Raw genomic sequence first — 24,570 nt, 5'->3', positions numbered from 1 at the left:
GCGGGCGAGCTCGAGATGCTCGGCGTACTCCCGCACATGCTTCTGCGAGGCGTCCTCCCAGGCTGCGCGGGTGTGCTCCCGGCTGGTCACAGGGCGATCTGGATCTTCACGTCCGTCGGCCGGCCCTCGAGGAATCGCTCGAAGGCGGCGACGGAGTCGTCGAAGGCGAAGGTCTCGGAGACGAAGGGGGAGAGGTCCACGGCGTCGCTCGCGGCGAGGTCGATCGCCTTCTGGTGCACGTTCGCGTAGCGGAAGACGGTCTCGAGCGAGACGCCGCGGCTCTGGGCGGTGGCGATGTCGAAGGGCACCGGGTCCACGGGCATGCCCACCAGCACGATCCGACCGCCCGGGGCGGGCAGCGACCAGAGGCTCTTGTACGCCGGCGCGGCGCCGGTGGCCTCGAAGACGACCTGCGGGCCCCAGCCGCCGGTCGCGGCGCGAACCGTCTCGCCGAGGTCCTGCGCAGTCGCGTCCACGGTGACGATCCCGTCGATCCCGTCCAGCAGCGCGAGCTTCTCCGGCAGCACGTCGGAGATGAACACCCGGCTCGCACCGCCGGCGAGCGCGGCGAGCGCCGTCATGATCCCGATGGTGCCGGCGCCGACCACGGCGGCGACGTCGCCGGGGGAGATCTCCGCCTTGGTCGCGGCGAACATGCCGACCGCGAAGGGCTCGATCAGCGCGCCCTCGGCGAAGCTCATGGCGTCCGGGAGCTTGTACGTGTAGGCGGCGGGGTGGATGACCTCGTCGGCGAGGCAGCCGTGCACGGGCGGAGTCGCCCAGAACTGCACGCCCGGGTCCACGTTGTAGTTGCCCTCCTTGACCGCGCGGGAGGTGGGATCCGGCACACCCGGCTCCATGACGACGCGGTCGCCGACGGCGAGAGCGGTGACGCCCTCACCCACCTCGAGCACGGTGCCGGCGCCCTCGTGACCGAGGATCATCGGCGCCTCGACCACGAACGGGCCGATCTTCCCGTCGGTCCAGTAGTGCACGTCCGAGGCGCAGATGCCGACGGTGTGCATCGCGATCCGCACCTCGCCGGGGCCGGGGGTCCCGGGTGCCTCGACCTCCTCGATCGACATCCGGCCCTTCTCGTGCAGCACCAGCGCTCGCATCTCAGTCCTCTCCTCGGGGTGCGGTCCGTCTCATGATCGCAGAGGCGCGGCGGGGGAGGAGGGGAGGTCCGACGGCGGACAGAGCGCCTCCCGCTCCATCTGCCCTGCCACCCCCGAGAAACAGGTGTATGCGTTTGTTTCTCCACGTACATCATGTACATCACGTACGCGCACTTCTCGCCGGACACCCCCGTCCGCTCTCGGGCTCGTCGCCTCGGCGCGCCCAGCGCTCCGGGTGCTGTCGCGCACCCCGAGCACGACGGCGGGGCCCGGCGCGGAGGGAATGTGTCGTGCGAGATCCAGCCCACGACCCCACCCGCCCTCGTCTGTCGCACCCCTCCCCAAGGCTTCGTATGCACGTTCGAAGTCACGACCTGGGCGCCTTGAGCGCCGCCCCGCCGAGGCGTACAGTTCGAACCCCTGTTCGAACATGTGTGCGAAGGAATGGCGAGGGCCGGAAGGAGGAGCGCGATGGGCACCGCCCTGCAGATCGAGGACCGCGAGCAGCGGCTGTCCCGGGCCCGGGCCGCGCTCGGTGCGGCCGAGCGTTCCGCCGCCCGCTGGGGCGGACGGATCGACCGCACCGCCCTGCAGCCCTCGGCGCGCTCCGTCTCCGAGGCCGCCGACGACGGGCTCGGCACTCGCCTGCCGGTCCCGGGGCCGCTCCAGACGCTGTTCCCGCGCGGGAGCCTGCGCGCCGGCAGCTCCGTGGCGCTCGAGGGCGCCGCGAGCACCTCGCTGCTGCTGTCCCTCGCGGTCGCCGCGGCGGGGGAGGACTCCTGGTGCGCGATCGCCGGGATGCCCGACCTGGGCCTGCGCTCCGCGATGGACGCGGGCCTGGACCCCTGCCGTCTCGCCCTCACCGCGGCGGACGGCGAGCAGCGCCCCCAGGTGCTCTCCGCCCTCGCCGACGGGGTGGGCGTGCTCGTGCTCGGCCCCGACCTGGACCTCGCCCCCGCTCTCTGGCGCAACCTGCTGGGCCGGGCCCGCACCGCCGACACCCTCGTCCTCGCCGCCGCCCCACCCGGCCGCGCCGACCTCACGCTGCGCGCCGCCGCCCAGGGCTGGGTCGGGCTCGGCCAGGGCTCGGGGCGGCTGCGCCGGCGCCGCCTCGAGATCACCGCCGAGGGCCGCGGCATCGCCGGTCACCGGTCAGCCGAGGTGCTGCTGCCGCAGGTGGACGGGATGCTCGCAGCGGTTCCCGCCGGTGCGTCGGCGGGGGCTGCGGCCCGTCCGGCGGCGGTCTCGGAGCGGCGTCCGGCGATGCAGCTCCTGCCGAGCGTGCGGAGGGCCGGGTGATGAGCGTGCACGTCCCCGCCGACCTCCACGCCCCCGCCGCGGCCGGCCCCGCTGCTGTCGACGCCACCACCGCCCGGGCGACCCGCACCGTCGCCGTGACCGTCCCGGACTGGCCGCTGCTGGCCGCGCTGGACCGCCACCAGCGACGCCTCGAGGCCGCCGCAGGGGAGGAGGACGCCCCCGCGCCGGCCCCGCTCGACCTCGCCGCCGTCCCGGTGATCCTGCTCGACCAGCACCGCGTCACCCATGCCGGGACCGCGGCCATCGAGGCCGGGGTGCGGCCGGGGATGACGCGCCGCGCCGCCCGTGCGGCCTGCCCCGAGGCGCTCGTGCTGGAAGCCGATCGCGAGCAGGAGACCGCGCTGTTCGAGCTGGTCGCCGCCGCAGTGGACACGATCGCCGCCGGGGTGGACGTACTGCGCCCCGGGGTGCTGCTGATGTCCGCCCGCGGTCCGGCCCGCCACCAGGGCGGGGAAGGGCGCCTGGCCGAGCGGATCCTCGACGCGGTCGCCGAGCTCACCGGCTGGGACTGCGCCGTCGGGATCGCCGACGGCCCCTTCGCCGCGCTGCTCGCCTCCGGCCCGGGCCGGATCGTGCACGAGGGCCGCAGCGGCGAGTACCTCGCCCCGCACCCGATCGCCGCCCTGCGCAGCGCCCCCGTCGGCCCCGGCTGGGGGCACCGCGGCCAGCCTTCTGCCACCCGTGACCAGCGGCGCCTGGACCTCGCCGAGACCGTCGACCTGCTGCAGCGGCTCGGGATCACGACCCTCGGGGACCTCGCCGCGCTGCCCTCGGCCGCCGTCGCCGACCGCTTCGGCCCGGACGTGGCGACGCTGCACCTGCTCGCCCGCGGGCAGGAGCCCGCCCCGCCCGCCGCGCACCACCCGACCCAGCCGCTGCTGGCCGAGACGACGCTCGAGACCCCGCTGGTGCGCACCGACCAGGCGGCCTTCATCGCCCGCCCGCTGGCCGAGCAGCTGCACACGATGCTGGTCGAGCGGGGACTGGTGTGCACCAGGCTGCGGATCGTGGCCCGCACCGAGGGCGGCGAGGAGATGGAGCGCACCTGGCGGCACGACGGGGCGCTCACCGTCGCCGACGTCGTGGACCGCATCCGCTGGCAGTGCGACGGCTGGATCACCCGGGCGCGGCTCGGCGGTCCTGCGACCGGGGCGATCACCCGGATCGGGCTGCACCCGCTGCAGCTGGCCCCGGCGGGGGAGAACGCGCCCGCGCTGTGGGGCAGCGCGGGGGAAGCGGCCCAGAGGGCCTCCCGGGCGCTCGCCCGCGCGCAGGGCCTGGCGGGGGAGGAGGCGGTGCAGGTCCCGGCCCTCGTCGGGGGGAGGCTGCTGGCCGACGAAGTCGCCCTGGTGCCCTGGCGCAGCGAGAAGCCCGAACGGCGAGAGGGTCCCTGGCCCGGAACCCTGCCCCGCCCGGTGCCCGCCACCGTGTTCCGCGAACGACCGTCGGTGCGCCTCGAGGACGCGGCGGGGGAGCCGGTGGTGGTCACCGCGCGGGGGCTGCTGAGCAGTGCGCCGGCCCGGCTGCAGGTCCTCGCCCCCGGCGCGTCGGCGCTGCAGCGGGCCGGGCTCCGGGCCGGCTCCGGCTATCCCGTGCTCGCCCACGGCGCCCCCACCGTGCTCGACGAGCGCTGGTGGACTCCGGGCGGGACACGTGCCGCCCGCCTCCAGCTCGTGGTCCGCGCCGCGAGCGCCGAGGAGACCGCGGTGCTCGCCCTGTCCCGCACGGGCGACTGGACGCTGGAGGGGCTCTATGACTGAGCTCCAGGACTTCTTGGGTATCCGAACAATGGAGGATGTCCTCCGTCATACGAGAACAGGGACGTCCGTGTTCCCCCCGATCGTCGGCTCTCGGGAACAGGAGCCACGCTGATGGCCCGCTGGTTCCTGGGCCCGCCCGCGTGGAAGGACCTCGAGGCGATCCTCTCGGACCGTCCGGCCGAGCTGGTCTCCCCGCCGATCGTCGTCGAGCACACCGGGAAGCGGACGGAGGACCCCTACCGTCCCTCCCGCCATGTCGAGTACGCGGAGCTGCACGCCCACTCGCACTTCAGCTTCCTCGACGGCGCCTCGAGCCCCGAGGACATGGCCGCCCAGGCGGCCCGCCTCGGGCTCGGCGCGATCGCGCTGGTCGACCACGACGGGCTGCCCGGCGTGGTGCGGGCGGCGAAGGCCGCGGCCGAGGCGGGGATCGCGACCGTGTTCGGTGCGGAGCTGACCCTCGGCCTCGAGCCCGGCGCGTCGACGGCCGGGAGCACGCCCGTGGTCTCCGCACCCCGCACCGGCGTCCCCGACCCCGAGGGGGAGCACCTGCTGGTGCTGGTGCGGGACGAGACCGGATACCGCCGGCTCTCCGCCGCGATCGCCCGCGCCCACCTGGACAGCGGGCAGAAGGCCGCGCCCCGCTACCGTCTCGCCGAGCTCTCCCGGATCGCCCGGGAGGGGCACTGGCTGATCCTCACCGGCTGCCGCAAGGGCGCCGTGCCCCGGGCCGCGAGCGCGCGCCTGGCCGAGGGGGACCTCGAGGGCGCCGCGCATGCCGCCGCGGAGCAGATCGCCCGCCTGGTGGAGCTGTTCGGACCCGGCAACGTCGCCGTCGAGCTGATCGTCGGCGGCGGGGGAGAGGCTGACGAGCTCCACGACGCGCTCGCCCAGGGCGCCCGCCTGGTGCGCGAGGAGAGCGGGCTCGACGCGGTCTCGCTGCCGCTGGTGGCGAGCACGAACGCGCACTACGCCCGCCCCACGGACAAGCGCCTGGCCGACACCCACGCCGCCCTGCGCTCCGGGGGATCGCTGGAGAGCGCCGACCCCTATCTCGCCTCCCGGCCCTCGCACCTGCGCAGCGGGGAGGAGATGGCGCAGCTGCTGCCCCGCTATCCCGCCGCGATCGCGCAGGCGGCACGGATCGGCCGGGACTGCGCCCTGGACCTGCGTCTGCTCGCCCCGGACCTGCCGCCCTTCCCGGTCCCGGCCGGGCACGACGAGGCCAGCTGGCTGGTGGAGCTGGTGGAGATCGAGGGCCGGGAGCGCTACGGGCCGCGGCCCGCGCCGGGACGACCCGAGCGGGTGCCCGGCGCGTGGGCGCAGATCGACCACGAGCTGAAGGTCATCACTGATCTGCACTTCCCGGGCTACTTCCTGATCGTCCACGAGATCGTCGACTTCTGCGCCGGGGAGGGGATCCTCGCCCAGGGCCGCGGCTCGGCCGCGAACAGCGCGGTCTGCTACGCGCTGGGGATCACGGCGGTCGAACCCGTCGGCCACCATCTGCTGTTCGAGCGGTTCCTCGCGCCGGAGCGGGACGGCCCGCCGGACATCGACATCGACATCGCCTCGGACCGCCGCGAGGAGGTGATCCAGCACGTCTACGACCGCTACGGGCGGGAGAACGCCGCCCAGGTCGCCAACGTGATCACCTACCGGGCGAAGCTCGCCGTGCGCGACGCGGCGAGGGCGCTGGGCCACGACCCCGGCGCGCAGGACGCCTTCGCCAAGCGGATCGAGCGCTCCTTCTCCTCCCTCGCCGACGCCGACATCCCCGCGGACGTGATCACCCTCGCCCAGCAGCTGCGCGATGCGCCCCGCCACCTCGGCATCCACTCCGGCGGGATGGTGCTCGCGGACCGGCCCGTGATCGAGGTGTGCCCGGTGCAGTGGGCGGCGATGGCGGACCGCTCCGTGCTGCAGTGGGACAAGGACGACTGCGCCGACGCGGGCCTGGTGAAGTTCGACCTGCTCGGGCTCGGGATGCTCACGGCGCTCGACCATGCGCTGCGGATCGTCGCCGAGCACCACGGCCAGCACTTCGAGCTGCGCACCCTGCCGCAGGAGGATCCGGCGGTCTACGACATGCTCTGCGCGGGGGACAGCGTGGGCGTGTTCCAGGTGGAGTCCCGGGCGCAGATCTCCACCCTGCCGCGGCTGAAGCCGCGGGTGTTCTACGACCTGGTGGTCGAGGTCGCGCTGATCCGGCCCGGCCCCATCCAGGGCGGGAGCGTGCACCCCTACATCCGCCGCCGCGCCGGCGAGGAGGAGGTCACCTTCCTGCACCCGAAGCTGGAGAAGTCCCTGGACCGCACGCTCGGGATCCCGCTGTTCCAGGAGCAGCTGATGCAGATGGTGGTCGACGTCGCCGACTTCACCCCCGCCCAGGCCGACCAGCTGCGGCGCGCGATGGGTTCCAAGCGCTCCACCCAGAAGATGCTCGAGCTGTCCGACGCCCTCTTCGAGGGGATGGCCCGCCACGGCATCACCGGCGAGGACGCCGAGGCGATCCACCGCAAGCTGCTCGCCTTCGCGAACTACGGCTTCCCCGAGTCGCACGCCTACTCCTTCGCGTATCTCGTCTACGCGAGCTCCTACCTCAAGTGCCACTACCCGGCCGCGTTCACCGCCGCGCTGCTGCGCTCCCAGCCGATGGGCTTCTACTCGCCGCAGTCGCTGGTCGCCGACGCCCGCCGCCACGGCGTGCTCACCCGCGGCCCGGACGTGCTGGCCTCCCGTGCCCGCACCGATCTGGAGACCGACGCCGAGCACCACGGCTACCGGATCGAGGCGCCGGGGGAGCAGGTCCAGGGGGAGGCCGCGGCGCGCGGCCCCGCGATCCGGCTGGGCCTGGACCAGGTGCGCGGCATCAGCACCGAGACCGCCGAGGGGATCGTCGCCGAGCGGGAGCGCGGCGGGCCCTTCGCCTCGGTGCCGGACCTCGCCCGGCGGGTGCGGCTGACGGCCCGGCAGCTCGAGGCGCTCGCGACCGCGGGGGCGCTGGATCGGCTCGCGAGCTCGCGTCGGCAGGCGCTGTGGGCCGCGGGTGCGGCCGCCCAGGAGTCCCCGGGCACGCTCCCGCATCTCGCTGTCGGCGCGCAGGCCCCGATGCTGCCGGGGATGAGCGACGCGGAGCTCGCCACCGCCGACGCCTGGGCCACCGGGATCACCCTGGCGGACCATCCGATGGTGCTCGTGCGCGAGCAGCTCACGAAGAGCGGGGTGCTCACGATCGCCGGGACCCGCGAGGCGGAGGACACCACCCGGATCCGGGTGGCCGGGGCGATCACCCACCGGCAGCGCCCCGCGACCGCAGGGAACGTCACCTTCCTCAGCCTCGAGGACGAGACGGGGATCCTCAACGTGGTCTGCTCGCAGGGGTTCTGGGTGCGGCACCGGGCGCTGCTGCGCACCGCGCGGGCGGTCGTGCTGCGCGGGATCGTCGAGAACCGCACCGGGGCCGTGAACCTCGTCGCCGACGCGGTGGAGCCCCTGGACCTGGCCGCGGCGGGCCGGTCCAGGGACTTCCAGTGAGAGCGGCCCGGATCAGGCGGCGGCGGGCACCGCTCCGACGGCCACGTGCTCGGAGCGGTTCGCCAGGCGCGCCCCGCGGGAGACCGCGAAGGTCACCAGCAGCGAGACCGCGCCCCAGGCGAGGATCGCGAGCAGGACCCCCGAGGTGCTCACCAGGCTGCCGCCGAGCGCGGCATGGACCAGGCCCTGCGTGACGATCGACAGCGGCATGAGCGAGCTGACCGACTGCAGCAGCTCGGGCGCCGTCTGCACGGGCACGATCCCGACCAGGGTCACCACCTGCAGCACCATCAGCACGATCGAGGCGATCCGGCCGATCCGCGCCCCGAGCGCCGTCAGCAGCGCCTGGTGCAGGGCCGCGAACATCACCGCCCCGGCGAAGGCGACCACGCCCACGGACAGCGGCGAGACGGGGGAGATCCCGATCGCCGTGAGCACGGCGAGCACCGCGACGGTCTGCACCAGGGCGATCACCACCGCCGGCGCCAGGGAGCGCAGCACCACCTGCCACATCGGCAGCGCCCGGTCGAGCAGGCGGCGCGAGAGGCCCGGCAGCAGCAGGAACGTCGCGAAGGCGCCCAGCCACAGCGCGAGCGCGGTGACGAAGGGGAAGGTCGCGGTGTCCGCGCCGCTGGCCTCGTTCTGCCGCTGCGCGTCGGTGCCGACGGGGGCGGCCGCCATCTCGCTCATGCGGTCCCGGTCGGTCTCGCTGTAGGAGGGGACCTCGTCCGCGCCCTCGCGAAGCCCGCCGGCCAGCTCGTCGCTGCCCTCGGCGAGCTCCCCGGTGCCGTCGGCCAGCTCGTCGGTGCCATCGGCGAGCTCCCCGGCACCGCCGGCGAGCTGCTCGTTGCCGTCGGCGAGCTGGTCCGCGCCGTCGCCGAGCTGGTCGGCGCCCATGGCGAGCTGCGTGCTGCCGTCGGCGAGCTCCTCGGCGCCGTCGGCCGCGCCGCGGGTCCCCTCGGCGAGCTGGTCCGCGCCGTCGGCGAGCTGGTCCACGCCGTCGGCGTACTGGGTGAGGCCGTCCCGCAGCCCGGTGACGCCGGTGACGAGCTCGCCGGCGCCGTCGGCGCTCGAGCGGGCGCCGGTGGCGAGCTGCTGGGCCGAGGCGGTCAGGCCAGGGTTGGACTCGGTGCCGTCGCCGGCGAAGGCCGTCTCGATGCCCTCGGCGTAGGTGACCATGCCCTCGGTGCCCTGGACGAGGCCGGGCTGCTGGTCGGTGCCGTTGATGCCGTCGGCGATCTGCTGGACGCCGTCGGCGGCGGCGCTCGCGCCCTCGCCGACGCCCTGCGCGGTCGCGGCGAGTCCCGGGTTCTGCGCGGTGCCGTCGCCGTCCACGACGGTGCGCAGACCGTCCCGGGCCTCGTCGACGCCGTCGACATAGCCGGTCATGCCCTCCGCCTGCTGGCACAGCGCGGCAGCCTGGGGATCATCGGGATAGCGCTCGGCGAGAGCACAGGCGCTCTCCTGCATCGATGCGGACATCGCCGTCATGCCGGGGTTCGTCTCGCTGCTGTCGCCTTCCAGAGCCGTGTCCAGGCCGCCGGCGGCCTGGTCCACGCCCTCGGCGTAGGCGACCACGCCCTCGGCGCCCTGGGCGAGGCCGGGCTGGTCCTCGGTGCCGGCCAGCCCGTCGGCCGCCTGCTGCGCGCCGTCGCCGAGCTCGGTCATGCCCTGGTTCACCTGGCGGGCCGTCGGGGCGAGGCCGGGGTTCTGGTCGGTGCCGTCGCCGGCGACCGCGGTGCCGGCCTGCTCGACGCCGCCCGCGAACTGCTCGAGCCCGGTGGCGAGCTGGTCGGCGCCCTCCTCGAGGCCGGGGTTCTCGGCGGTGCCGTCGCCCTCCACGCCGGCGGCGAGCTGCTCGACGCCGGTGAGCAGGCCGGGCTGGTCGTCGGTGCCGCGCAGCCCGGTGCGGAGCTCGCCGGCGCCGTCGGCGAGGTCCTCGCTGCCGGTGGCGAGGTCGTCGAGCCCGTCCGCGAGGGTGCGGGTGCCGTCGGCGGCCTGCCAGGTGCCGTCGGCGAAGCTCCACACCCCGCCGGAGTACTGGCGGGCGCCCTCGGCGGCCTGCGTGGTCCCCTCGGCGAGCTCGCGGGTGCCGCCGGCGAGCTCGGAGGTGCCCTCGGCGAGGTCGGAGGTGCCGCCGGCGAGCTCCTCGGCGCCGTCGGCCGCATCGGAGAAGCCGTCGCCGAGGTCGTTGAAGCCGATGTAGAGCTGGTCGAGGTACTGCTGCGCCATCTGCCCGCCCATGGTGCTCGCCGAGGCCTCGGCGACGGCGGTGCCCACCAGCGCGTTGATCTGGCCGCTCGCATCATTGGTGGTGACCTCGAGGATCGCCTGGGTCGCCTCGGGCGTGCCGAGGGTGGCCAGGTGCTCCGAGAAGTCCTTCGGGATCACGACCACGGCGGAGTAGCTGCCGTCCTTGAGCCCCTGCTCGGCGTCGTCCTGGCTGGTCAGCTGCCAGTCGAAGCCGGTGGTCTCCGGGGCGTCCTGGTCCTCGACGGTGCCGGGCTGGGTGAGCGAGCCGGCGAGCAGGCGCCCGAAGGGGACGGTCTGCGCCTCCCCGTCGGCGTCGGTGATCTCCGCGCCCTCGTCGAGGTTCACCACGGCCGCGGGCACGGCGTCGAGCCGGTCCACGCGGCCGCTGAGGGCCCACATGCCCAGGCCCGCCACCAGCAGCGGCAGCACCAGGACGACGATCAGGGTGCGGGGGTGCGCGAGGCGCTTCATGCGAGAGCTCCTTCGGGGGTCGCGGCGGCGGAGCGCTGGACGGAGAGGGCGAGCAGACGGCGCGGGTCGCGCAGCCGCTCGTGCAGGACGCGCTCGGCGTCGGCGGGGGAGGCGGTGCGGGAGCCGACGATCACGGTCGCCCCCTCGGCCAGCAGCGCGTCGAGGCGCTCGATCAGGGTGTCGTCGACGCTCGAGGCGGCATGGGCGAGGTCGTCGAGCTGCTCGATCACGACCACGGCGCGCTCCACGCCGCGGCCGTCGATCTCGGCGAGCCGTCGGGCGACGGGGGCACCGGCCCCGATCCAGTGGGCGCGCCCCTGGACCGCGCCGAGATCGTCGGGGGAGAGGCGGTCGTGGACGGCGAGGACGCCGGAGGTGGGGGCGATCCGTCCCGCCGCGAGGGCGAGGAAGGTCGCACGGGCGGCGTCGTCCGGGGCGCGGACGACGAGCAGGGAGCCGGGCCGCACGGCGCCGGTGAGCGGGCCGAGGGTCCCCTTCGCCCCGAGCAGCGGGGCCACGGTCTCGTCCATGCGCAGGGCGTGCTCGCCGTGCTCCTCGGTCCAGCGGCGGTGCTCGAGCACCCCGGCCAGGCCCTCGCCCTCCACGTCCACGGTGGGCAGGAGGCGGGAGAGCCAGCCCGGCAGCCACCAGGCGTGCCGTCCCAGCAGCGCCAGGACGGCGGGCACGAAGGTCATGCGCACCACGAAGGCGTCCACGAGCACCCCCACGGCAAGCGCCACGGCGATCGGCTGCAGCATGAACCAGCCCGAGGTGACGAAGCCGGCGAACACCGAGACCATGATCAGCGCCGCCGCGGTGACGACGGGGGCGTTGGCGGTGAAGCCGCGCTCGATCGCGCCCTTCGCGTCGCCGGTGTGCACGAACTCCTCGCGCATGCGGGAGACGAGGAAGACCTCGTAGTCCATCGCGAGGCCGAACAGCACGCCCATCACCATGATCGGCATGAAGGAGACGACCGGACCGTTCACGTCCACGAACAGCGGGCCGTTGAACCAGCCGTACTCGAACACCATCGAGGTCACGCCGAAGGCGGCGACGACGGAGAAGAGGTAGCCGACCGAGGCCTTCAGCGGCACCCAGATCGAGCGGAACACCAGGGCGAGCAGGATCAGGGACAGGCCGACGACGAACAGCGCGAAGGGCAGCAGCGCGCCGGAGAGCTTGTCGGTGACGTCGATGCCGACGGCGGTCGAGCCGGTCACGGTGACGTCGGAGATCTTCAGCTCCTGCTCCCAGTCCTCCGCGCTCGCGCGCATCTCGGCGACGAGGTCCTTGGTGGACTGCTCGGTGGGGCCGCCCTCGGGGATCACGACGACCACGGCCATGTCGGCGCCCTGGTTCGGGGTCGCCAGCTGGATCTCCTTGACGTGGTCGAGCGCGGAGATGTCAGTCTCGAGCTCGTCGACCACGCCGAGGGGGTCGGTGGTGTTGATGATGTCGGCGGTCAGCAGCAGCGGGCCGTTGTAGCCGGGCCCGAACTCCTCGGCGACCAGGTCGTAGGTGTCGCGGGCATCGGTGCCGGCGGGCTCGGTGCCCAGGTCCGGCAGCGCGAGCTCGAGGTCCTTGATCGGGATGGCGAGCGCGCCGACGCCGATCACGACGAGCAGGATCGTCAGGGCGGGCACCTTGGTCACCAGGCGCACCCAGGTGCGGCCGAAGCCCCCGCGCGCGGCGTGCGCGGGCTCCGGTCCGGCCTCGGGCATGACGCCGCCGTTGTCCTCCATCAGCCGGCGGGCGCTGCGGGGCCGCAGCCGCTCGCCGAGGATCCCCATGATCGCGGGCAGCATCGTCAGCGCCACCACCACCGACAGGGCCACGGTCGCGGCGGCCGCGACGCCCATCACGGTCAGGAACGGGATGCCGGTGATGAACAGTCCCACCAGGGCGATGATCACGGTCAGGCCGGCGAAGATGACGGCGCTGCCGGAGGTGGCCAGCGACTTCCCGATCGACTCGTGCACGTCATCGCCGTGGGCGAGCTGGTCGCGGTGGCGGGAGAGGATGAACAGGGCGTAGTCGATGCCGACGGCGAGCCCGAGCATCGCCCCGAGCGCGGTGGTGACCGAGGGGATGTCGAGCCCGGCCGAGAGGGCGACCAGGGCGAGCATGGAGACGCCGACGCCGACGATCGCGGTGACGATCGGGATGAACGCGGGGATCAGCGAGCGGAACACGATCGCGAGGATGATGAGCGCCGCGATGATGCCGAAGACCTCTCCGGCGCCGAAGGGCACCTCGGCGCTCTGCAGCACCTGCCCGCCGAGGTGCGCCTCGAGGCTCGGGGTGCTCGCCTCGTCCACGAGCTCGGTGATCTCCTCGACGGAGCCCTCGGGGAAGGAGCCGGTCTGGCCGGTCATCTGGAACTGGGCGATGATCGCGCCGTCGTCGTCGGTGCGGGTGCCGGGGGAGAGGTCGTCGAAGGGGGAGGTGGCGACCTCGACCCCGTCGACCTCGGCGATCCGCTCCATGAGCTCGTCGATCTCGTCCTCGTGCTGATCGACCGTCGTGCCGTCCGCCGCGACGAGCACCACCTGTCCGGAGGTGCCGCCCATCTCGGGGAAGCGGTTCGCCAGCGCGTCGATGCCGCGCTGGCCCTCGGTGCCGGGGATCTCGATGTCGGAGGTGAAGGTCCCGCCGAGGCCGACGGCGAGCCCTCCGACGACGACGAGCAGGGCGATCCATGCCCCGACGGCCTTCCAGCGCAGCGTGGCCATGAGGCGGCCGAGGCGGTACAGGGACGAGGACACGCGACCTCCAGGGCGAGCAGGGCATCGGGCGAGGGACAGCCCCGCTCGAGACGTCCGCGCACTCGATACGAAGATGTATCGATGGGATACTATCGACCGCATCCCACCCCGTTCAAACACGGCGTGCTCGTGAGACGCGTCGCACATCCGCCCACCGAGGAGCCATGACCGATCTGTTCGAACCCCTGCCGGAGTCCTCGGGCACGCGGCGCCGGGAGAACACCCGGGCGCGACTCGTGCGCGCCTCGCTGGACGTCTTCGTCGAGAAGGGGATCGACGGCGCGACCGTGGACGACCTCGTGAAGGCCGCCGGCTTCACGCGCGGCGCCTTCTACTCGAGCTTCTCGAGCAAGGAGGAGGTGTTCATCGCCCTGTTCGACGAGGTCACCTCCGAGCTCATGGCGATCGCGAACAGCTCCGTCGAGAGCGCGGTCGCGGGCCTGCAGGACCAGGAGCAGTGCTCGATCCTCGAGGTCGACGACGCGAAGGTCATGATCGCGGTCTTCGAGGGGATCCGCCCCTTCGGCCGGCAGTGGTACCTGCTGTACTCCGACGCGATCGCCCGCTCCCTGCGGGACGAGGAGCTGCGCGCCGAGCTGGCCGTGCAGCGCGAACGCATGCGGGACCAGATCGGGACCCTCCTCACCACGCGCCTGGAGGCCACCGGGGAGCGGGCGCTGCTGCCTGCCGAGGACCTCGCCCAGCTGCTCGTGGGCATCTTCATCGACCTGCTGGTGCGCGAGCAGCTCGAGCACCTGGACGTCACCGAGCTCGCTGCGACCACGATCCTGGGCACCCTGCGCGCGTTCATCGCCCCGCAGGAGGAGTGACCGGTTCCGCACGATCCGACCGATTCGCCGCGACACGCCGGATCGGAGCACCGCCCTGGCGGGATCCGGGAGCGCCCCCTACGGTGGACGAGGTGTGATCCCCATCGCACCCTCCTCGCAGTGACGTCTTCCCTTCCCCCCAGGAGCCTCCTCATGTCGTCCTACCGTCCGCGACACCTCGCCCAGCCCGCCGACGACGCCGGGGGGACGTCGCGCCGCTCCGTGCTGCGCGGCGGTGCGCTCGGCGCGGTCGCCCTCGGCACCGGCACCGTCGCCCTCGGCGCCCCCGCCGCGAACGCCGCCGGGATCCACGGACAGGACGTCTCCGGCTGGCAGGGCCGCGTCGACTGGGCGGCGCAGGCCGCGCTCGGTTCCCGCTTCGCCTACGTGAAGGCGACCGAGGGGCGCAGCTATCGCAGCCCGGACTTCGACCACCAGTACACCGGGGCCGGGAACGCCGGCCTCGTGCGCGGCGGCTACCACTTCGCACGCCCCGACTCGGGCGGCCCCGAGGAGCAGGCCGAGTTCTTCCTGAACAACGGCGGCGGCTGGACCGGCGACGGGGTCACCCTGCCGGGCATGGTCGACTTCGAGGCCTACTCCGGGCTGCCCCGCGACTACGGCCTGTCCGCGCAGGAGATGCGGGAATGGATCTCGGGCTTCTCGATCGCGTATCGCGAGGCGACCGGCCGCAGGCCCGTGCTCTACACGAACCTGCACTGGTGGAACGACGTGGTCGGGGACTGGACCCCGACGAACTCGCCCCTGTTCCTCGCCTCCTACAGCTCCTCGAGCCCGAGCACCCTGCCCGGCCGCTGGTGGGCCTGGGAGCTGTGGCAGTACTCCGACTCCGGGCCCTTCGCGGGAGACTCCAACCGCTGGCACGGCAGCGAGAGCCAGTTCGAGAGCTTCGTGGCCGCCTCGGACTACGACGCGATCGGGATCTGAGCCCGGCGGGGCGGCGCGGCGCTGTGTAGCCTTCCCCGGTGACTGCAGAACAGAACCTCACCGCGCCCGCCGCCCCGCCGTCTGGACGCCCGGCCGGCGCCGTCTACGCCGACCGGGGCTCCTCCCACTTCGACATCCTCCTGGCCGCCATGGTCACGGTGGTGATCCTCTCCGGCATCGGTGCCGCAAAGGGCGTCAGCTTCGGCGACGTGCCCGGCACCGGCTTCGAGATCATCACCGACGGCGGCTTCTTCCTCTTCCCCCTCGCCTATGTGCTCGGCGACATCGTCACCGAGCTGTACGGCCCCCGCAGCGCCCGACGGGCGATCCTCACCTCCTTCGCCGTGAGCATCCTCGCCTCGCTCAGCTACCAGGTGATCATCGCGCTGCCGCCCTTCCCCGACGAGTACGGGCTCGCCAAGCAGGAGGCGCTCGAGATCGCGCTCGGGCCGGTCTGGATCGTGGTGCTCGCCGGTCTCGCGGGCTTCCTCGCCGGGCAGACCCTGAACTCCCTGGTCGTCTCCCGCATGAAGCGTCGGATGGGGGAGCGGGGGCTGATCGCCCGCCTGTTCACCTCGAGCGGCCTCGGCGAGCTCGTGGACACCATCATCTTCTGCGCGATCGCCTCCGTCGCGATCGGCATCACGACCTTCGAGCAGTACGTCGAGTACACCGTGCTCGGGGTGCTCTACAAGGTGATCGTCCAGTACGCGATGATCCCCGTGACCTCCGCCGTGATCCGCTGGCTGAAGCGCACCGATGCGAGCTACCAGCGTCGGCTCGCCGAGCAGGCCGCCGCAGGCTGACCCGGCGCCCGAGGGCCCCCGGCCGACGGACGGCGGGGCTGCGTCCTCCGGTCCGCCGACCAAGGTCGAGCATCGGGCCGACGAAACGTCGCTGACGGGAGCGGCGCCCGGCGGGAACAGTGGAGCCATGACCACGACGACCCCCTCCTCGCCCCCGCCCCTCGATCCCCTCCGCTCGTCCGTCTCCGCCTCTGCGCCTGCCGCCCCCACCGAGGCCCCGCGCCCGAGCGGCCTGGACGCCGAGCGTCCCTTCGGCGCCCACCTGCGCCTGTCCTGGTGGAAGCCGCTGCTGCTCGTGCCCGGCCTGCTCGTGACCATGGTGGTGCTCCAGACGGCTCTGGTCCTCGTCGTCACGATCGCCGAGGTGCTCCTCGTCGGCCGCGACCCGATGGACATCTCGATCAGCCCGGCGATGATGGCCGTGATGAACCTCAGCCTCGCCGCGACCGGGCTGCTCGCGGTGGTGCTCACCGCGCTCATGGCGCGGGTCCCATGGCGCTCGCTGATCGCCGTGCCGCGGGGAGCGAGCCTGCGGCGCCTGACCATGTGGTGCGGCACGTTCGCCGTGCTCGTCGGGGCGGCGCTGGGCCTGTCGGCGCTGATCGCCCCGGAATCCGCCGGGATCGGCGCCTTCGGGCTCTCGGCGACCACCGTCGGCCTGGTCGTCGTGGCGCTGCTGACCACACCGCTGCAGGCGGCGGGGGAGGAGCTGCTGTTCCGCGGCGCGCTGATGCCGCTGCTGGCCTCGTGGATCCGCGCCGTGCGACCCGCCCTGGTGCTCGGCATGATCGGCTCGAGCGTCCTGTTCGGCCTCGCGCACATGTCCGTGGACCCCTGGCTGCTGACCTACTACGCCGTCTTCGGCCTGAGCATGGCCGCGATGGCCGTGATCAGCCGCGGGCTCGAGGCGCCGATCGCCTTCCACGTCATGAACAACCTGATCATGATGATCGTCGGTGCGCTCTTCGCCGGCGGGGAGGGCATCGTCATCGACCGCAGCGTCGGGATGGGCGGCCCGTTCATGCTGGTGTTCATCGGCGTGGACCTCGTGGCCGTCGGCCTCGTGTGGCTGTACGAGCGGCGGCAGCGCTCCTAAGATGGTCCGATCGAGCCGGGCGGGGCCCTTCTGGTCCCGCCCGGCTCGTCGTCTGCACGCCTGAGAGGAGCACAGTGGCCACCGCCGCCGACGACACCCCGCCCGAGGAGACCCCCGAGCAGTCCCACGAGCGGACCCCGCAGGAACCTGCCCCCACCACCGGCTCCCTGCCCACGATCACCGGGTCGATCCCGACCATCACCGGGGCGATCCCGGTGCTCGAGGATCCCGCCGACACCGACATCGCGCACCTGCCCGACGAGGGCGAGCTGCGCCGCACCCGCTCCAAGGTCACCGCGATCGTGATCCTGGTGCTCACCACGCTGAGCGCCATCGGGCCGCTCGCCACCGACATGTACATCCCGGCCTTCCCCGAGGTCGCGGAGCAGCTGGGCACCACCGCCTCGCGGATGCAGCTGACGATCACCGCGTTCTTCCTCGGCACCGCGAGCGGGCAGATCGTCGCAGGCCCCCTCTCGGATCGTCTGGGACGGCGCGGCCCGCTGCTGATCGGCATCATGCTGTGTCTGCTCGCCTCGATCGGCTGCGCGCTGGCGCCCTCGGTCGAGGTGCTGCTGGTGCTGCGCGTGCTGCAGGGGATCGGGGGCGGCTTCGGGATGGTGCTGGGCCGCGCCGTGCTGATCGACATGACCGACGGCCCCGAGCTGTTCCGGATCATGAACATCATGCAGGGCGTGGGCGGGGTCGCCCCGATCGTCGCCCCGCTGCTGGGCGGGATCATCCTGGTGTTCGGGCAGTGGCGCGAGATCTTCCTGGTCATCGCAGCGATGTCCCTGATCTCGCTGATCGGCGTCATCTTCCTGATCCCCGAGTCGCTGCCGGTCTCCAGGCGGCACTCGGGCGGCTTCCGCACCTTCCTGCGCAACTGCCGCACGCTGCTGGGCCGACGGATCTTCGTCGCGTACATGCTGGTCAACGCCTTCTCGGCCTTCGCGCTGATGGCCTACGTCTCCGCCTCCTCGTTCGTGGTCCAGGAGATGCTGGGCTTCACCTCGAGCGAGTACTCGGTCAGCTTCGCGATCAACTCGATGGGCATGATGGCGATGTCGCTGCTCTCGGCGAGGCTGACCCGCACCATCCATCCGCGCAAGCTCATCCGCGTGGGACTGATCGTGGTGTCGCTGGCGAGCTTCTCCCTGCTGATCGGGAGCCTGTTCCTGGACACCCCGGCATGGATCGTGCTGCCGGCGTTCTTCTTCACCGTCGCGCCGCAGGGCATGATCTTCGGCAACGGCGGCGCGCTCGCCTCGGACCAGGCGCGCGAGTTCGCCGGGACGGGCTCGGCGATGCTGGGGCTCGGCTTCTCGTTCTCGGCCTCGATCGCCGCGCCGCTGGTGGGCGTCGCGGGAACGCACTCCTCGCTGCCGATGGCGATCGCGATGGTGTGCGGCGTGCTGATCTCCGGCGCGTTCTTCGTCATGGCGGGCCGGGGGAGCGGCGCCGACACCGGTCGCATGCCGGGGCAGGCCTGAACGGGCCTCCCGCTCAGTCGGTCGCCGGGTCGTCCCGGAGCGCGGTCTGATCCCGCAGCGTGTAGCGCAGGTGCTCGACCTCCTCGGAGAGCATCACTCGCAGGCAGCGCCGCACCGTGTACTCCCGAAGCGGATAGCCCGGTCCGGGCGTCCGCTCGCAGACGCGGTCGAGCTCGTCCTCGGTGAGGTCGGCGAGCAGCTGATCGATCACCGCACGACGCTCAGCGCGGATGGCGAGGACGGCGTCGAGATCGGGGTCCGCGTCCGGAGCGAGGTCGAGCGTCGTGATCACCGCGTGATCGGTGCCGTCGGCGGGAAGCCCCCAGGGGTGGTGCGGGCTGATCTCGCCGAGCACGGCGGTGCCGATCCAGGCGTCGGCCGCGAACCGCAGGTGGCGCAGGGTCTGCAGGAGGGACCATTCACCACCGACTTGTGCCGATACAAGTGCGGGGGAGTCCCGGACCGACGCGATCAGCGCGTCCCATTCCTGCTGCACGGCATCCCAGGCCCGGCGGAGCTGAAGGAGCGTCGTCGCCTCACGGGCGAGCCGGCGCACGGGAAGCCGTGCGTCGAGCACCTCGCGCACATGGTCTGTGACGTCGACGTCGGAGACGAACACCCTGCCCAGGGCGCCGCTGACGGAGATCTCGTCGGCCAGGCAGTCGACGATCCGCAGGCCCGAGACGTCGCTGTCACGGATCTCGAGCCCGCTCAGGTCTGCGCCGCGCAGCAGGGCTCCTCGCAGCTGTGCGCCGACGTCCGGCCGGAATCGGCGGACGTCATCGGTGTGCTCGCTCATGGCGGCAGTCTCGCCCCTCGCTGTGACGACCGCTACGGTTCCTGTTCAGAAGGCATCCACGGGCATGCTGACGGAGCACAGACGACGGGGATCTCCGCACGCGGGGAAGATCCTGTCCGGACGAAAGGACGACGTTCTGATGGGCGAGATGTGGCGACGGATCCGAGAGCGGCTCAGCCCGGGTGGGACGCCGTCCCTGCCCGAGCTGTATCCCGGCGAGAAGGATGTCGAGTCGGTGGAGGTCGCCCATGAGGCGGGGACGACGAGTCTCGTGGATCCCGACGCGGACACGGACGACGACTTTCTGGACTCTGGTCGAATAACCCTCGAGCAGCGCCAGGCGGGCGCAGACGACATCGACGACAGGGCGACCTGATATCCGTACGCGCCGAGCGATGCGAACAGTCATCGAGTGCTGCATGTCGACCGTCATGAACGACGCGTAGCGACTGAGATGCAGCACTCGGCGAGGGCCCGACGGGTGTGCACCTCGGCGCGGGCCCGCTCCAGGCTCTCCCGAGAATCGCGCCGATAATGCACGTTATGTAAAGTGGACGGCGTGGCCTCTGCCCCGATCGTGCCGGCCGAGAGCCTGCGCTCAGCAGGCGGCGACGACGCCCTCCCCGCCCTCCCAGGCGGCGACCAGGCGCACCGCACCATCGAGCCCGTCCACGGTGCGGGCGATCGTGAACGGCTGGCCGTCCTCGAGCAGCTCGTCCAGGCGCGGCGGCCGCGCCCCCTCGTCGACCTCGAGCCGCAGGCGGACAGCCTGCGCTCGCGTCCCCGCGGCCGTTCCGTCGGGCTCGTGGATCTCGAGCTCGGCCTGCTGCTGCTCCCCGGCGAGCGCACGGGCGAAGCACTCGATCGCGAGCTCGTCCTCGAGCCCGTCGTAGACGAAGCGGGTGCCGAGCACCGAGTGCTCCATCGTGGTGACGGGCTCGGCCCCGGGCGCCTCGAGCGGTGCCCCGCGGTAGGTGAGCGGCACGTGGTAGATGCTCTCGCCGAGGCGCACCAGATGGCACTCGACCCCCACCTCCCCCGCCGGGTCGTCGAAGCGGTAGGCGCCCAGCACCGTGATCTCCCCCGCCTCGCCCCAGGGACGGGAGGACAGCAGGTGCCGCAGGACCTCGGGCTTCGTGGGGGTGAGCTCGGCCCGGAAGATGATCGCCATGGGTCCAACCTAACTCCCCTGGTGCCGCTGCGCTGCTCCCTCGCTCAGGCGATCGGTGCGCGGGACGTCGCGGCCGGCACGGGGACCTCCTCGAGCCCGGTGATCCGTCCGTCGCTCATCGTGATGATCCGGGAGGCGCGCGCGGCGATCGCCGGATCGTGGGTGACCACGAGCAGCGCCGTCCCGCCTGCGGCCACCTCGGCGAGCGCGTCGATCACGCCCTCGCCCGCCGCCGTGTCGAGAGCGCCGGTGGGCTCGTCGGCGACGACGAGGCGGGGCCGGTTGATCAGGGCGCGCGCGATGGCGACCCGCTGCAGCTGGCCGCCCGAGGCCTCCCCCACCCCGCGCTCGGCCAGGGCGTCCACGCCGAGCGCGGCCATCAGCTCGCGCCCTCGCGCGAGCACCTCGCGGCGCGGCCGGGCGCGGGCGAGCAGGCCCGGCATGACCACGTTGTCGAAGAGGGTGAGGGTGCGCAGCAGGTGGAACTGCTGGAAGACGACGCCGATCTCGAGCAGACGATGCCGTGCCCGCTGCGCCTCCCCGAGCGCGCCGAGGTCCTCCCCCGCCCAGCGCAGCGTCCCGGCGCTCGGTGCCTCGAGCCCGCTGAGCGTGTGCAGGAGCGTGGACTTCCCGCTCCCGGAGGCGCCGACGACCGCGAGGTGCTCACCCGCGTGGACGTCGAGGTCGATGTCGTGCAGGACGGTGCGTCCGCCCAGGGACCGGGCGAGTCCTCTCGCTCGCAGGAGGGGACGGTCTGTGCGGGGTCTCATGGCGTGGTCCTCCGGGGTCACTCGGCGGTCAGCGTGCGCACGTCGGCGGTGCGGATCCGCCGGCAGACGAGCAGGGTCGTGATCGTCACCGCTGCGACGAGCGCGAGGGGCAGGGCGAGAGCGGTGGTGAGCGGGTCGATGAGCAGCGGGACCCGGCTGGTGCCCGAGAAGAGCCGCTGGATCCCTCCGAACATGCCCTCGAGCATCAGGTTCAGCAGCCCCTGCCCGGCCGTGAGCGTCAGGGCGGTCCCGAGCAGCACTCCCGCCGCGAGGCTGAGCAGCATCCGGGTGAGGTACGGGGCGCGCAGCGAGGCGGGCGAGGCGCCGAGGGCGCTGCGGATCGCGAGCGGTCCCGCCTCGGCGGCGAGCCAGAGACGGGAGGTCATCGCCGACAGGAGCACCGCGAGGGCGAGCCCCGCGAGGATCGCACCTCCGGCGGCGATGCGCATCCGCTCGGCGAGGGGGCCCAGGAGCTGCTCGCGATGGTCGTCGGCGTCGGAGACCCGCACGCCCGGGAGCGCGGCGGCGAGCTCCGTGGCCAGGACATCGTGGTGCTCGCCGGCGGCGGGCGTCGCCGAGAGCACGTACCAGAGCACCTGCTCCCCCGCTGTGGACAGCCGACCCTCGGCGGTCAGGCCCCCATAGGTGAGGTCCTGGTACGTCCCGACGACCTCCAGCGCCCGCTCCTGGCCGGCGACCTCGACGGCGAGCCGGTCGCCGACGCCGACCCCGGCCTCGTCCGCCGCGAGCAGCGACAGGGCGATCTCATCCGGCTCCCGGGGGCTGCGACCCTCGACGTGGCGGCCGGGGGCGTCGACGTGGTCGCCGCTGATGACCGGGAGCGCGAGCCGTGTCCCGTCGGCCGCGGTGACCAGATGGTGCGTGGCCACCCGGGCGGAGTGCGCCTGGACGCGGGGGTCCTCGGCGAGCACTCGCTGCGCCTGCGCGAAGCGCTCCTCGTCGGCGGCCCCCGCGTGCGGGATGTCCAGGCGCAGCTGCTCGGCACCGAGCCCCAGGTAGGAGGAGAACTGCGGGGAGGAGAGCGTGGACGTGACCGCGGAGGGGAGCATGACCAGGACCGTCGAGACGGCGAGCACGCCGGTCAGCAGCACGGTGCCGCCGCCGCGGCGCAGCAGCGCCATCACCCCCAGGCTGATCCCGACCGGCAGCGGCGAGCGGTGCAGCCGCAGCCGGCCCGGCCGCGTGCCGGTCCTGCCCTCACCGCGCAGCACCGCGAGCGGCCCGGTGCGCTGCACCCGGCGCAGCTGCAGCTCGACGCTCGCGCACACCGCCCCGACGAGCAGCGCCGCGACCGCGGCCGGCACCAGCACCATGCGCGGCCCTCCCCGTTCGCCCACGTAGGCGGTCAGCCCGGCCGAGAGCAGCGGTTCGAGAGCGAGCGCGCCGAGCAGCCCGAGCGTGCTCGCAGCGAGGGCGACGGCCCCGTGCACGAGCAGGTGCACGCGGCGCTGGTCCCGGGCGGCGATCCCGATCACGCTCATCACCGCGAGCTCGCGGCGGTCCCGCTCGAGCGCCGTGCGCAGCGCGAGCCGGAGGCACAGCAGGGCGACCATCAGCACGAGCGCTGCGGCGAGCAGCACCACCGAGGCGACCAGTCCCTCGGCGATCACGGTGAACAGGGCGAAGGCCGAGCGGTCCACGAGCGGGCCCGCCGAGGGCAGACCCTGCGTCTGGTAGGCGGTGCGCAGCGCGGCGATGTCCGTGGCGGGATCCTCGACCCAGAAGCTGATCAGGTGCTCGAAGGTGCCGGTGTGCGCGGCGACCGCGGCGAGGTCCTGCGCGGCGACGGCCAGCCGCTTGGAGCCGGCGATGGGCGTGTTCATCGTCGAGTCCCGCACGAAGCCGGCCACGGTGAGCTCGAGGCGGTATCCGTCGGGCGCTGTGATCACGAGGGTCGAGCCCACCTGGATCCCCTGCTCGGTCCGGTGGAAGACCGGCAGCCAGACGGTGCCGGGCTCGACCTCGGTCAGCGGGCTGTCGTCCTCGGCGACGAGCATCAGGTCGCGCTCGGGATCGGGGACGGCGAGCGAGATCTCCTGGACGCTGCCGGCCTGGCTCTCGCCGTCCAGCTGCAGCTCGGCGCCGTCGATGCCAAGCAGGGGTGCGACCCGGTGCGCGCTAACCTCGGGCCGTCCCTCGGCGAAGCGGTCGATCTCCTCCTCGTCGAGCTCCCCGGCGTGCATCTGGACGAGGTCGGGGGCGTCGGCACGGTCCAGCAGCTCCTCGCCCGCGCCGGACAGCCGCGCCATGAGCGCCGCGCCGGTGCAGGCCAGCAGCGCGGCGAGCAGCAGCAGCGCTCCGAGCACCGTGAGGACGGAGCGCTCGCTGCGCAGCGCGGCCCGGGCCATCCTGATGAGCATCACGCCGCCTCCTCCGCGCCGCCCGATGCGGTGCCTCGAACGTCACGGTAGGGCCGGCGCAAGCGCGTGACCAGGGGTTACCGGCTGGTCGTGGAAGTGTACGGAGAGCCCCCGCGGCCGGCAGGGGGCGTCCCCTCCCGCCTCCCCGGGGGCAACGCCCCGAGACCCTGTGCCGCGGCCGCCCGGAGCTCGCCGGGGTGATGGTTCACTGGTGCGGTGCCGCTGCTCGCCGAGCTGACCCAGCTCTCCGCCCTGACCCTCGTCCTGCTCGTCGCCGCCGCGTTCGTGGCCGGCTGGGTGGACGCTGTCGTCGGCGGCGGCGGTCTCATCCAGCTGCCCGCCCTGCTCACCGCGATGCCCGCCGACGCCTCGAGCGGGGCTGTGCTGGGCACGAACAAGATCGCCTCCGCCGCCGGCACGGCGGTCTCCTCCTGGACGTATGTGCGCCGCATCACGCCGGTCGCGGCGACCGCGGCGCCGCTGGTCATCTGCGCGCTCGGCGGCAGCGCGGCCGGAGCCGCGATGGCGAGCCTGATCCCCAGGCCGTGGCTGACCCCCATCGTGCTGGTCGCGCTGCTGGCGGTGGGCGCGTACACGCTGCTGCGGCCGACGATGGGGCTCGAGCATGCACCGCGCCACCAGGGCCGCTCCCATGCGCTGCGGGCGGGCGCGATCGGCGCGGGGGTCGGCGTGTACGACGGCATCCTCGGCCCTGGCACCGGGAGCTTCTTCATCATCGCGATGGTCGCGCTGCTGGGCTACGGCTTCCTCGAGGCGAGCGTCCACGCGAAGCTCGCGAACCTCACCACGAACCTCGGGGCGCTGGCGGTGTTCGGCCTGCAGGGGCAGGTGTGGTGGCTGCTCGGCGCCGTGCTCGCGCTCGCGAACCTCACCGGCGGCTTCCTGGGCGCACGGCTCGCCCTGCGTCTCGGCTCCCGCTTCGTCCGCCTCGTGTTCCTCGTGGTGACCGGCGCGCTCGCGCTCCGCCTCGGGGCCGACACCGTCCTGATGCTGCTGTGAGGTGCGCTACCTCTCCCCCGTCCCCGCCG

General features: G+C 73.4%; 17 protein-coding genes. 10 read left to right on the top strand and 7 right to left on the bottom strand.

Annotation, left to right across the window (positions count from 1 at the left end; all coding sequences use genetic code 11):
- Positions 1–86 precede the first annotated feature (86 nt).
- Entirely contained in the window at positions 87–1,118 is a 1,032-nt protein-coding gene (locus tag D1648_RS08675; RefSeq protein WP_122940747.1) for an NAD(P)-dependent alcohol dehydrogenase, read from the bottom strand.
- A 471-nt stretch (positions 1,119–1,589) separates the two neighbouring features.
- Here D1648_RS08675 and D1648_RS08670 point away from each other — a divergent pair, with 471 nt between their 5' ends.
- The 3 genes from D1648_RS08670 (at position 1,590) to D1648_RS08660 (ending at position 7,735) form a co-directional block, all read left to right on the top strand.
- Entirely contained in the window at positions 1,590–2,417 is an 828-nt protein-coding gene (locus D1648_RS08670) for a hypothetical protein (RefSeq protein ID WP_122940745.1), read from the top strand.
- A complete protein-coding gene (locus D1648_RS08665; RefSeq protein ID WP_122940743.1) occupies positions 2,417–4,198 on the top strand; it encodes a DNA polymerase Y family protein in 1,782 nt (593 codons plus the stop codon). The genes D1648_RS08670 and D1648_RS08665 overlap by 1 nt, the downstream gene beginning before the upstream one ends.
- Before the next feature lie 111 nt (positions 4,199–4,309).
- The gene (locus tag D1648_RS08660; protein WP_122940740.1) at positions 4,310–7,735 is read left to right on the top strand and encodes an error-prone DNA polymerase; all 3,426 of its coding nucleotides are present in this window, start codon (positions 4,310–4,312) and stop codon (positions 7,733–7,735) included.
- A 12-nt stretch (positions 7,736–7,747) separates the two neighbouring features.
- Here the strand turns inward: D1648_RS08660 and D1648_RS08655 are convergent, their stop codons facing one another.
- Complete coding sequence (locus D1648_RS08655) at positions 7,748–10,459, bottom strand: YhgE/Pip domain-containing protein (protein ID WP_122940738.1); 2,712 nt, start codon at positions 10,457–10,459, stop codon at positions 7,748–7,750.
- Entirely contained in the window at positions 10,456–13,227 is a 2,772-nt protein-coding gene (locus D1648_RS08650; RefSeq protein ID WP_122940735.1) for an MMPL family transporter, read from the bottom strand. The genes D1648_RS08655 and D1648_RS08650 overlap by 4 nt, the downstream gene beginning before the upstream one ends.
- A gap of 164 nt (positions 13,228–13,391) precedes the next feature.
- Between D1648_RS08650 and D1648_RS08645 the strand changes: the two genes are divergently transcribed.
- The 5 genes from D1648_RS08645 to D1648_RS08625 all read left to right on the top strand — a co-directional run bounded on the left by D1648_RS08645 (position 13,392) and on the right by D1648_RS08625 (position 18,400).
- Positions 13,392–14,057, top strand: a complete 666-nt coding sequence (locus D1648_RS08645; protein ID WP_122940733.1) for a TetR/AcrR family transcriptional regulator — start codon at positions 13,392–13,394, stop codon at positions 14,055–14,057.
- Positions 14,058–14,210: 153 nt separating this feature from the next.
- The gene (locus D1648_RS08640; protein WP_122940732.1) at positions 14,211–15,005 is read left to right on the top strand and encodes a GH25 family lysozyme; all 795 of its coding nucleotides are present in this window, start codon (positions 14,211–14,213) and stop codon (positions 15,003–15,005) included.
- A gap of 38 nt (positions 15,006–15,043) precedes the next feature.
- Positions 15,044–15,811: a queuosine precursor transporter gene (locus D1648_RS08635; protein WP_122940730.1), complete on the top strand. Its 768-nt coding sequence runs from the start codon at positions 15,044–15,046 to the stop codon at positions 15,809–15,811.
- A gap of 127 nt (positions 15,812–15,938) precedes the next feature.
- The gene (locus D1648_RS08630) at positions 15,939–16,907 is read left to right on the top strand and encodes a CPBP family intramembrane glutamic endopeptidase (RefSeq protein ID WP_122940728.1); all 969 of its coding nucleotides are present in this window, start codon (positions 15,939–15,941) and stop codon (positions 16,905–16,907) included.
- Between the two features lie 74 nt (positions 16,908–16,981).
- Positions 16,982–18,400, top strand: coding sequence for a multidrug effflux MFS transporter (locus D1648_RS08625; protein WP_241155411.1), 1,419 nt, complete (start codon positions 16,982–16,984; stop codon positions 18,398–18,400).
- A 13-nt stretch (positions 18,401–18,413) separates the two neighbouring features.
- Here D1648_RS08625 and D1648_RS08620 read toward each other — a convergent pair whose 3' ends face one another.
- Positions 18,414–19,199: a DinB family protein gene (locus D1648_RS08620; RefSeq protein ID WP_122940726.1), complete on the bottom strand. Its 786-nt coding sequence runs from the start codon at positions 19,197–19,199 to the stop codon at positions 18,414–18,416.
- Between the two features lie 139 nt (positions 19,200–19,338).
- Between D1648_RS08620 and D1648_RS08615 the strand changes: the two genes are divergently transcribed.
- A complete protein-coding gene (locus D1648_RS08615) occupies positions 19,339–19,575 on the top strand; it encodes a hypothetical protein (protein ID WP_122940724.1) in 237 nt (78 codons plus the stop codon).
- A 222-nt stretch (positions 19,576–19,797) separates the two neighbouring features.
- Here D1648_RS08615 and D1648_RS08610 read toward each other — a convergent pair whose 3' ends face one another.
- The 3 genes from D1648_RS08610 to D1648_RS08600 are packed head-to-tail and all read right to left on the bottom strand — an operon-like array spanning position 19,798 to position 23,521.
- Positions 19,798–20,370, bottom strand: coding sequence for a hypothetical protein (locus tag D1648_RS08610; protein ID WP_122940722.1), 573 nt, complete (start codon positions 20,368–20,370; stop codon positions 19,798–19,800).
- 44 nt (positions 20,371–20,414) lie between these two features.
- Positions 20,415–21,140, bottom strand: coding sequence for an ABC transporter ATP-binding protein (locus D1648_RS08605; RefSeq protein ID WP_122940720.1), 726 nt, complete (start codon positions 21,138–21,140; stop codon positions 20,415–20,417).
- A 17-nt stretch (positions 21,141–21,157) separates the two neighbouring features.
- On the bottom strand, positions 21,158–23,521 hold the full coding sequence (locus tag D1648_RS08600; RefSeq protein ID WP_122940718.1) for an FtsX-like permease family protein: 2,364 nt from the start codon (positions 23,519–23,521) through the stop codon (positions 21,158–21,160).
- A gap of 216 nt (positions 23,522–23,737) precedes the next feature.
- Between D1648_RS08600 and D1648_RS08595 the strand changes: the two genes are divergently transcribed.
- Positions 23,738–24,541, top strand: a complete 804-nt coding sequence (locus tag D1648_RS08595) for a TSUP family transporter (protein WP_122940716.1) — start codon at positions 23,738–23,740, stop codon at positions 24,539–24,541.
- The last annotated feature ends 29 nt before the right edge of the window (positions 24,542–24,570 follow it).

This window comes from Brachybacterium sp. EE-P12, from assembly GCF_003711805.1.
GTDB lineage: Bacteria > Actinomycetota > Actinomycetes > Actinomycetales > Dermabacteraceae > Brachybacterium.
This window is presented reverse-complemented; position numbering and strand designations above follow the sequence as displayed.

Bases quoted from the DNA above. Each gene is read 5' to 3' on its own strand.
- D1648_RS08675 (WP_122940747.1), bottom strand. From the start codon at position 1,118: ATGCGAGCGCTGGTGCTGCACGAGAAGGGCCGGATGTCGATCGAGGAG.
- D1648_RS08670 (WP_122940745.1), top strand. From the start codon at position 1,590: ATGGGCACCGCCCTGCAGATCGAGGACCGCGAGCAGCGGCTGTCCCGG.
- D1648_RS08665 (WP_122940743.1), top strand. From the start codon at position 2,417: ATGAGCGTGCACGTCCCCGCCGACCTCCACGCCCCCGCCGCGGCCGGC.
- D1648_RS08660 (WP_122940740.1), top strand. From the start codon at position 4,310: ATGGCCCGCTGGTTCCTGGGCCCGCCCGCGTGGAAGGACCTCGAGGCG.
- D1648_RS08655 (WP_122940738.1), bottom strand. From the start codon at position 10,459: ATGAAGCGCCTCGCGCACCCCCGCACCCTGATCGTCGTCCTGGTGCTG.
- D1648_RS08645 (WP_122940733.1), top strand. From the start codon at position 13,392: ATGACCGATCTGTTCGAACCCCTGCCGGAGTCCTCGGGCACGCGGCGC.
- D1648_RS08640 (WP_122940732.1), top strand. From the start codon at position 14,211: ATGTCGTCCTACCGTCCGCGACACCTCGCCCAGCCCGCCGACGACGCC.
- D1648_RS08630 (WP_122940728.1), top strand. From the start codon at position 15,939: ATGACCACGACGACCCCCTCCTCGCCCCCGCCCCTCGATCCCCTCCGC.
- D1648_RS08620 (WP_122940726.1), bottom strand. From the start codon at position 19,199: ATGAGCGAGCACACCGATGACGTCCGCCGATTCCGGCCGGACGTCGGC.
- D1648_RS08615 (WP_122940724.1), top strand. From the start codon at position 19,339: ATGGGCGAGATGTGGCGACGGATCCGAGAGCGGCTCAGCCCGGGTGGG.
- D1648_RS08610 (WP_122940722.1), bottom strand. From the start codon at position 20,370: ATGGCGATCATCTTCCGGGCCGAGCTCACCCCCACGAAGCCCGAGGTC.
- D1648_RS08605 (WP_122940720.1), bottom strand. From the start codon at position 21,140: ATGAGACCCCGCACAGACCGTCCCCTCCTGCGAGCGAGAGGACTCGCC.
- D1648_RS08600 (WP_122940718.1), bottom strand. From the start codon at position 23,521: ATGCTCATCAGGATGGCCCGGGCCGCGCTGCGCAGCGAGCGCTCCGTC.